The organism is Dinghuibacter sp., from assembly GCF_035492835.1.
Taxonomy (GTDB): Bacteria; Bacteroidota; Bacteroidia; order Chitinophagales; family Chitinophagaceae; genus Dinghuibacter.
In genome coordinates, this window is the sequence record NZ_DATJIY010000276.1 from 1 (window position 1) to 8,069 (window position 8,069).

Here is an 8,069-nt window from a genome sequence, read left to right on the forward strand (position 1 = left end):
TAAAACGCGGCCATTTGCGTCGTGCTGAAGGTATAGACGCTGCCCAGCAACTGACGGATCGCCGCCGTATTGGCGCCCGCATATATATTACCGGCAGTGAAGTATGACTCCGCCTGGGCGATCTGTGTGTCGGTGATCAGCCGGGACGCGCTGGTATAGTAAGACAGGCCCTTTATAAGACCCAGGGCCTCGCTCAGGGCCGCCGGGGCGATTTGCGGCTGGGCGTCCGCGATGTTGAGCTCGTGTATGGCCGAGGCCGCTTCCAGCTGCTCGACGGTGGCGATGATAAGGCTGGCTTGCGTCTGTTTGGTCCCCATATCGGTCCCGGTTATCGCCGCGCGGCCGGTAAGGAAGGCGGTCATGAGCGTATTGTTGGATTGGAGCCCGGAATCCACGCGTTTGGAATAATAGCCCAGGTAGCGCAGGTGCAGGGTGTCCTTTGGAAAATCGATCGGCACTCCAAACCATCCAAAGGCTTCGTCCCAGGCGTGCTCCATCTGCGTGCCCCACCCGGGTATGGGGTGGGTGTTGGGGATGTCGTTCCCAACGGAATCGGCCAGCAGCCCTCCTATGTTATAGGCCATGATGCCGGTGGTCAGCGCGGTTTTTATCATCGCGGCGAAATAGGTTCCCCCCGGGGAAAGCAGGTAGCCGCCGGATACGCCGGCCGTACCGGGCGCGCCCGCAACCGTCGACTGGCTGTAGAGCGCCACGCTGTCGAAGTAATTCTGCAGGTCGGTCTTGGCAGCGGCATTACAGTAGGCCGCCAGTCCGCTGTCGAATAACGTGTTCAATGCCGTGGCGCTGACGACCGTGCCCTTCGTGTTGCCGGAGTCGACCTTGGCCATCAGCTGGTCCGCCATCGTCAGCAGACGCCATTGCGCGCTGTCGTTGACGTTCAGGAAATTGTAGGCCGACGGAACTTCATAGGTCGACCAAATGGGCGAGCGCTTCAGGCAACCCCCGCAAAGGGCGAGGATGCACAGCATGGATAGTGTTTTCACACGCGTTGTCATACGCTATAGTAGTTTGGTGGCCACTTCGTGCCAGTTGTTCACCCGTTCGTAGTCGGTCTCCAGCACGTTGTGGTGGGCGGTATACAGGTAGGTCTTCGCACCCTTGAGGTGTGTGAAGTTCCTGGACCGGTCGTCGATCATCAGGTCGGTCTGCACCACGCTCTTGTCGCCGCAGAGACAATACTGCCGCCAGTTCAGGAAAGGGAAATATTCATCCAGCCATTCCGTCTTGTCCTTGAGGCTGTTCGGGAACTCCATAGCCGCCGATACGATAAAGACCCGGTAGTGCCTGTTCAATTCGCGTACGACCTCGACCGCGTCCGGGTAGGTTTCCAGGTGGCGGAAAAACCCCGGCGTATTCAGGTACCGTTTGATCGCGCCCGTACGGTCGGGGGGAACCGCGTTCTTGAATTCCTTTGCGTGCAGCTCTTCCTCTGTCAGTGCCCGGCCGAACTCCCGTTCGTACCAGAGATTAATTTCCCTGGCGGTGTCCGCCATGGTCTCATCCATGTCTATGGCTAAAGTCAGCATATCTGGGCTAAAGTTCCTTAATTTGTGCCAATGAAAAAAATGGCGATCGTTCTTGCGGCTTGCATGTGCTCCGGCGGCCTGCTCGCTCAAAAATCCCCCATCTATCACCAGGGCTGGATCGACCTCGACAAAAACGGGAAAAAAGACGTCTATGAAGACCCCACCCAGCCCATCGACGCCCGTATCGACGACCTGCTTTCCCGGATGACCCTGGAAGAAAAGACCTGTCAGATGGTGACGCTATACGGCTGGAAACGGGTGCTGAGGGACTCGCTGCCGACGCCCGCCTGGAAAGAGCAGGTATGGAAGGACGGCATCGCCAATATAGACGAGCACCTGAACGGCTTTCCCTACTCCTACAAGCCCGAGTACCAGATACCCATGGTCACCGACGTGGTTGCCCACGACAAGGCCATGAACGAGGTACAGCGTTTTTTTATAGAAGACACACGGTTGGGCATACCCGCGGACTTCACCAATGAAGGGATCCGTAGCGTCGAAGCCTATATGAGCACCGGTTTCCCGACAGCGCTCAACATGGGCATGACCTGGGACAGCGTCCTGGTCCACCGGGAAGGCCTGATCGAAGGCCAGGAAGCCCGCGCCCTGGGATACACCAACGTCTATTCCCCCATCCTCGACGTGGCCAGGGACCAGCGCTGGGGCCGGCTCGAAGAAGTCTATGGGGAGGACCCCTACCTGGTCGGCACGCTCGGGGTCGCGCTGGCGAAGGGCATGCAGGACCACTACCAGATCGCTGCCACCGCCAAGCACTTCGCGGTTTACAGCGCCAATAAGGGCGCCCGCGAAGGTATGGCGCGCACCGACCCGCAAGTGGCGCCCCGGGAGGTCGAGGACGTGCTCCTTTATCCCTGGAAAAAGGTCATCCGCGAGGCCGGCATCCTGGGCGTCATGAGCTCTTATAACGACTACGACGGCGTCCCGGTGTCGGGCAGCCGCTACTGGCTCATCGACCGCCTCCGCGTGGACTTCGGTTTTAAAGGCTACGTCGTATCGGACAGCGACGCGCTCGAGTACCTGTATTCCAAACATCATGTCGCGGCCAACCTGAAGGACGCCGTCTACCAGGCCTACATGGCCGGGATGAACGTCCGGACCACTTTCAATAAGCCGGATAGTATCGTATACTACTTGCGGGAGCTGGTGCGCGAAGGCACTCTCCCGATGGATACCCTCGACCATCGCGTGCGCGACGTGCTGCGCGTGAAGTTCCTGGTTGGCATCTTCGATCATCCGTATGTAACCGATCTCCCGGCCGCGGCTGCAACCGTAGGCTCTTCCGCTCACCTGGCGGTCGCGCTTCAGGCTTCCCGGGAGAGCATTGTCCTGTTGAAAAACGAAGGCCACATCCTGCCATTGTCCGCCCGCTCCGTGGCGGTCATCGGGCCGGACGCGGATGATGACTCCTATACGCACAATCAATACGGGCCTACCGGCAACGCATCCGTGTCGGTGCTGCGCGGGATACAGGCCATTCCCGGGCTGACCGTCCGCTACGCCAAGGGCTGCGACCTTGTTGACGCCCACTGGCCGGAGAGTGAGATATTGCCGGAGCCTTTGACATTATCTGAGCAGGCCTCCATCGACAGCGCCGTCGCCATCGCCCGCGCTTCCGACATCGCCGTCGTCGTGCTCGGCGGCAACCGCCGCACCGCCGGCGAAAGCAAGAGCCGCACCGACCTCGACCTTCCCGGTCACCAGCTGGACCTCGTCAAGGCCGTGGCCGCCACCGGCAAACCCGTCGTCGTCGTCCTCATCGGCTCCCAGCCCATGACCGTCAACTGGATCGACCGCAACATCAAGGGCATCGTCTATGCCGGCTACCCCGGCGACCAGGGCGGAACGGCGGTGGCCGACGTCCTTTGGGGCAACTACAACCCCGGCGGCAAGCTCACCCTTACCTGGCCAAAGTCCGTGGGTCAGCTGCCCTACAATTTCCCCTCCAAACCCTACGCCGAATCCGACCAGGGCGAACAAGCGAAGATCAAGGGGTTGCTGTATCCCTTTGGTTTTGGGTTGAGCTATACCACCTTTAGTTATTCCCATCTTGTCGTTACGCCTTCGGTCTCGCGCATTTCTGACACCGTGTCCGTTTCCTTTACCGTCGCCAATTCCGGCGACCGCGAAGGGGACGAAGTTGTCCAGCTCTATACCCGCGATGACGTTTCGAGCGTCACCACTTACGAGAAGAACCTCCGCGGCTTCGCCCGCGTCCACCTTCGCCCCGGCGAAAGCCAGGCCGTCCGCTTTACGTTGAGACCCGACGACCTTGCACTCTGGAACCGCTCCATGCAGCATGTCGTCGAGCCCGGGACCTTCACCGTTATGGTGGGCGCCTCTTCCGCCGATATCCGCCTGAAAGGCGGGTTTACGATGACGCCATGAGCCGTTGGACGTCATACCTGTCTCGTGCCGCTTCCTTCGTTTCCGGCTATGCGGGCGCCGCGCCGCTGGCGCCGGTCCTTCGCGAGTATTTCCGCGGGTTTAAACAGATGGGGTCGACCGACCGGCGGGTCGTGTCGGATCTGGTGTATGGGTATTACCGGTTGGGGCACGCTTGTCGGACGTTGCCCGTCGAGGAGCGCCTGCTGCGGGCGTATGCGGTCACCGCCGGCGTCGCTGCTTCCGCCGCTCCCTTGCTCGCCGCCCTCCGTCCCGAATGGGCGCCTCTTTCGTCCCTGCCACTTCCGGAGCGCCTGCGCGCCCTCGACATCGACCCCGGCGCGGTCTTTCCCTGGGCAGACCGGCTTTCTTCGCTTGTCGACCCGTCGGGCCTCGCCCTATCGCATTTGCGACAGCCTTCGTTTTTTATCCGCGTACGGCCGGGACACGAAGCGGAAGTGCGCACCGCGCTGGGCGGTATCGCGTACGACGAGGTCGGGCCTTTTGGCGCCGAACCAGGGGGGGGGGCTCCTTTGCCCGTCGGCGCCGCGCTTCGTTTGCCCGCGGGCACCGCCCTCCAGGACCTTCTGCCGCCCGACCGCGCGTACGTCGTCCAGGACCTCAGCTCACAGGCCGTCGGCGGGTTCCTTTCGGAAGCCCTTGCGTCCCTCGGACCCGCGCCCCAGGTATGGGACTGCTGCGCCGCCAGCGGCGGTAAGTCTATTTTGTTAAAAGACCTCCGCCCCAACGCCCGGCTCACCGTCTCCGACGTGCGTCCGTCCATCCTCCACAACCTCGACAAGCGCTTCGCGACGGCCGGTATCGGCTACGAACGCAGCTTTGTCGCCGATCTTTCCGTGGGTCTTCCAACGTCGTCCTCTTATGACCTCGTGCTTGCCGACGTCCCCTGCTCCGGTTCCGGCACGTGGTCCCGCACTCCAGAACAATTGTATTTTTTTTCCGCTGAAAAAATAGACGAGTACGCCTCTTTGCAACGCTCCATCCTCCGCAATGTCGTCACCGCCGTTCGTCCCGGTGGGTTTTTATTACTCGTAACCTGTTCGGTCTTTCGTTCCGAAAACGAGGACAACGTCGCGCTCGTCGCCTCCTCCGGGTTCACTCTCCTTCGTCAGCGCGTGCTGGCTGGTTATAATGAGGGGGCAGACACTTTGTTTGCCGCGCTTTTACACCGGGAGTTGCGGTAGCGTCCGCGGGTTTTTACCTAACTATATTCTACTATATTCTCCCATATTACACTGATAATCAAATAAATATACTTGGTTGTCAAGTGATTTTTTATTTGCTTTACATTCTTAATTGATGTACCATGGCGGGAGAAAGATATAGTGTCGCAATGGATACCACCCGAACCGAATTTGAATTTTATAGCGAAGGCCCCAGGGGAAGGACCTTGAAAATTGTGGTATACCTTGAAGTGGAAGAAGACTACTTTAACCTTTCGTTTGGCGATGTTGATAGCTTCGGGAAACTGAATGACGCGGCACGAAGCGACAACGGAGACACGGGCAAGATCCTGATGACGGTGGGACACACGGTGTTCAATTTTTTGGAAGCTTTTCCCGGTGCAAGAGTGTATATCGAGGGTAGTACCCCTTCGAGAACGAGATTGTACCAAATGGCCATCTCACGAAGGTGGGACGAGATTACCCTTTGTTTCGATGTCGTGGGCAGGATACAAGGAGATTGGGCGCCGTTTGAATCAGGCAGGAACTTCGAGGCATTTTTAATAAGCAAAAAATAATTTGGTAAATTTGAAAAGCCGAAACATATGACCATGTCAATTTTCTCCAAAAAGAAGTTTCGTGATAGATTCACTGTGGACCCCGATATGAAGAGCCACAAGAGTGATCCTTTTGTTTTAGAGAAAGCGGAGAGGGCCCGTGAGAGTTTCAAGAAATATGGCCTGCCACCGAGAAACCTAAACAAAAAGGAATCTTAGGCGTCCGCGGCGCGCAGCGCTAATTATGACCTACCAGCCATTGCGTTATGCCAAAGCCTTCGTAGTGCGCGGGCAGATCGGGCGTTACCGGTTGGAAATCCCATAGGATATAGGATTTGTACACGAGCCCGATGCCGGCTCCGTAGACCTCCAGGCCGAACTGCCGGTTGGCGAAGACCGAGTCGTTGGGGATGGGGATGTTGGTGGAGTCGTTGGCCTCCTGGACAGTGATGCTGTTGGGTATGGTGATGGCGCCGACCTGGTAGGGCTGGCCGATGTTCGCGTAGTTGAATTGCCAGCCTTGGAGCTCTATCTGGGAGGTGAGGGCGCCATAGAAGGTCTGGTAGGGGTCGTCACCCAGATAGCTATCGCCATACCAGGTGAGGTTGGTGGTGAAGGGTTCGGTAAGCTTGACGTAACGGAGATTGTTTTCCAGGACCTCGATCGTATTGGCAGTGGGGGTTACCGTATAGGTGATGTCGTCCTGCCAGGGATTGAGCTGTAATGTATCCGTGAGAAAACGGTGTACCCGGTAGGTCGTACGTCCAAGATTGTCCTCCAGGACGCCGTCAATGGTGTCCTTGGCCAGGTAGCTATGCGTCTCGATGTTTTGTCCGAAGTTGGTAAATACCAGGGAATCTATCCGGTAAAGGATGTATTTGCCCGTATCGAGCGGATAGTATGTGCTCAGGGGAGGAGTGGAATAGTGCTCCGTTTTGTTACAAGAGGCGAGCAGGGCGGCCAGGGCGATGCACCGGGTAAGGACCTTCATGGGATACATTGGATTTCAGTAGCCTAAGATACAGAAGGTTTTCGACTTTTCCAGGATTCTTCGCGGTCAGCGACCGCCCCGGGCCGCCGGTCAGGCGGCGCCGACGACCGCGGGGCGCTGGATGATGCCGCCGCCGATGACGTCGTCTCCCTCGTAGAAAACGGCGCTCTGACCGGGGGCCACGCCCTTGGCGCCCTCGAAGAAGTGCGCCATCACGCTGCCATCGGGGCCGGGGAAAAGGTGGGCGGGGGTGCCGGGGTCCTTGTAACGGATCTTGGCGGTGACTTCCATCCCGGGGGCGACCCGATCGTATTTGATCCAGTTCATCTTGCGCACGACCATTTCGGTGCGCTGGAGGTCGGCTTCGTCGCCAAGGACGACGGTGTTGGTTTCCGGTATGATCTCGGTGACATATACGGGCTTGCCGAAGGTGACGTCGAGTCCCTTCCGCTGGCCAATGGTATAAAACGGGTAGCCTTTGTGCCGTCCGAGGAAGTTCCCCCCGGTATCCACGAAGGCGCCGCCCTCCACGCGTTCTTCGAGTCCGGGTACCTTGCGCTTCAAGAAACCGCGGTAGTCGTTGTCGGGGACGAAACAGATCTCATAGCTTTCGCTCTTCTTTGCCAGCTCCGGGTAGCCGAAGTCGGCCGCCATCTGGCGTATTTCCGTCTTCCGGTAACCGCCCAGGGGCAACAGGGTCCGGCTCAGGACGTCCTGGCCGAGACCCCACAGCACGTAACTTTGGTCCTTGAGCGGGTCGAGGCCTTTGCTGACGATAAACCGGCCGTTTTCCTCACGGATAATGGCGTAGTGCCCCGTGGCGATATAGTCGCAACCCAGCGCGTCCGCCCTCTTCAACAGGGCGCGCCACTTGATATGGGTATTGCACATGACGCAGGGGTTGGGTGTGCGCCCCGCGAGGTATTCTTCCACGAAGTTGTCGATCACGGCATCCCCGAATTCCCCGCGGATGTCCAGGACATAGTGGGGAAAGCCATTCTGGACCGCCGCCAGCCGCGCATCATTAAACGAGTCGAGGTTACAGCACCCCGTCTCCTTTTTGCTCGAGCCCGCCGACGCATAGTCCCACGTCTTCATGGTAATCCCCACGACCTCATACCCCTCCTTGTGGAGCATCAGCGCCGTCACCGTACTATCGATCCCGCCGCTCATCGCAACGAGTACCTTCTTCTTTTTCCCGTCTGTCTGCATCCCATTCATAACCCCGCAAAGGTACGACATCCCCCGTTCCGGGTAAATCTCCTCCGTCACCCCCCAGTCACTTTTGCCCCGTTGCCCCCGTACCACCCGAAGCGCGTAGGCTCGAGGGGAGGGGTGCCTTGCCTTCTGCACGCCGTTTTTTTTGCCAAAAAAAGCGGCGTGCAGA

7 protein-coding genes are annotated in these 8,069 nt (G+C 58.8%); 3 read left to right on the plus strand and 4 right to left on the minus strand.

What is annotated here, in order from left to right; genetic code table 11:
* Window positions 1-989 (minus strand): DUF4856 domain-containing protein (locus VL547_RS24015; RefSeq protein WP_325582836.1); only part of this gene is annotated, 989 nt, incomplete at its 3' end.
* Between the two features lie 30 nt (window positions 990-1,019).
* Window positions 1,020-1,547: a 5' nucleotidase, NT5C type gene (locus VL547_RS24020; RefSeq protein ID WP_325582838.1), complete on the minus strand. Its 528-nt coding sequence runs from the start codon at window positions 1,545-1,547 to the stop codon at window positions 1,020-1,022.
* A 30-nt stretch (window positions 1,548-1,577) separates the two neighbouring features.
* Between VL547_RS24020 and VL547_RS24025 the strand changes: the two genes are divergently transcribed.
* The 3 genes from VL547_RS24025 to VL547_RS24035 all read left to right on the plus strand — a co-directional run bounded on the left by VL547_RS24025 (window position 1,578) and on the right by VL547_RS24035 (window position 5,712).
* Window positions 1,578-3,953, plus strand: coding sequence for a glycoside hydrolase family 3 C-terminal domain-containing protein (locus tag VL547_RS24025; protein ID WP_325582840.1), 2,376 nt, complete (start codon window positions 1,578-1,580; stop codon window positions 3,951-3,953).
* Entirely contained in the window at window positions 3,950-5,155 is a 1,206-nt protein-coding gene (locus tag VL547_RS24030; RefSeq protein WP_325582842.1) for an Fmu (Sun) domain protein, read from the plus strand. The genes VL547_RS24025 and VL547_RS24030 overlap by 4 nt, the downstream gene beginning before the upstream one ends.
* Before the next feature lie 122 nt (window positions 5,156-5,277).
* Entirely contained in the window at window positions 5,278-5,712 is a 435-nt protein-coding gene (locus tag VL547_RS24035) for a DUF6934 family protein (RefSeq protein ID WP_414648381.1), read from the plus strand.
* A 217-nt stretch (window positions 5,713-5,929) separates the two neighbouring features.
* On the opposite strand, the gene VL547_RS24040 is transcribed toward VL547_RS24035, so the two are convergent.
* Together VL547_RS24040 and mnmA are read right to left on the minus strand one after the other, a co-directional pair.
* Entirely contained in the window at window positions 5,930-6,682 is a 753-nt protein-coding gene (locus tag VL547_RS24040; protein WP_325582846.1) for a hypothetical protein, read from the minus strand.
* A gap of 90 nt (window positions 6,683-6,772) precedes the next feature.
* Entirely contained in the window at window positions 6,773-7,924 is a 1,152-nt protein-coding gene (mnmA, locus tag VL547_RS24045) for a tRNA 2-thiouridine(34) synthase MnmA (protein ID WP_325582848.1), read from the minus strand.
* Window positions 7,925-8,069 lie beyond the last annotated feature (145 nt).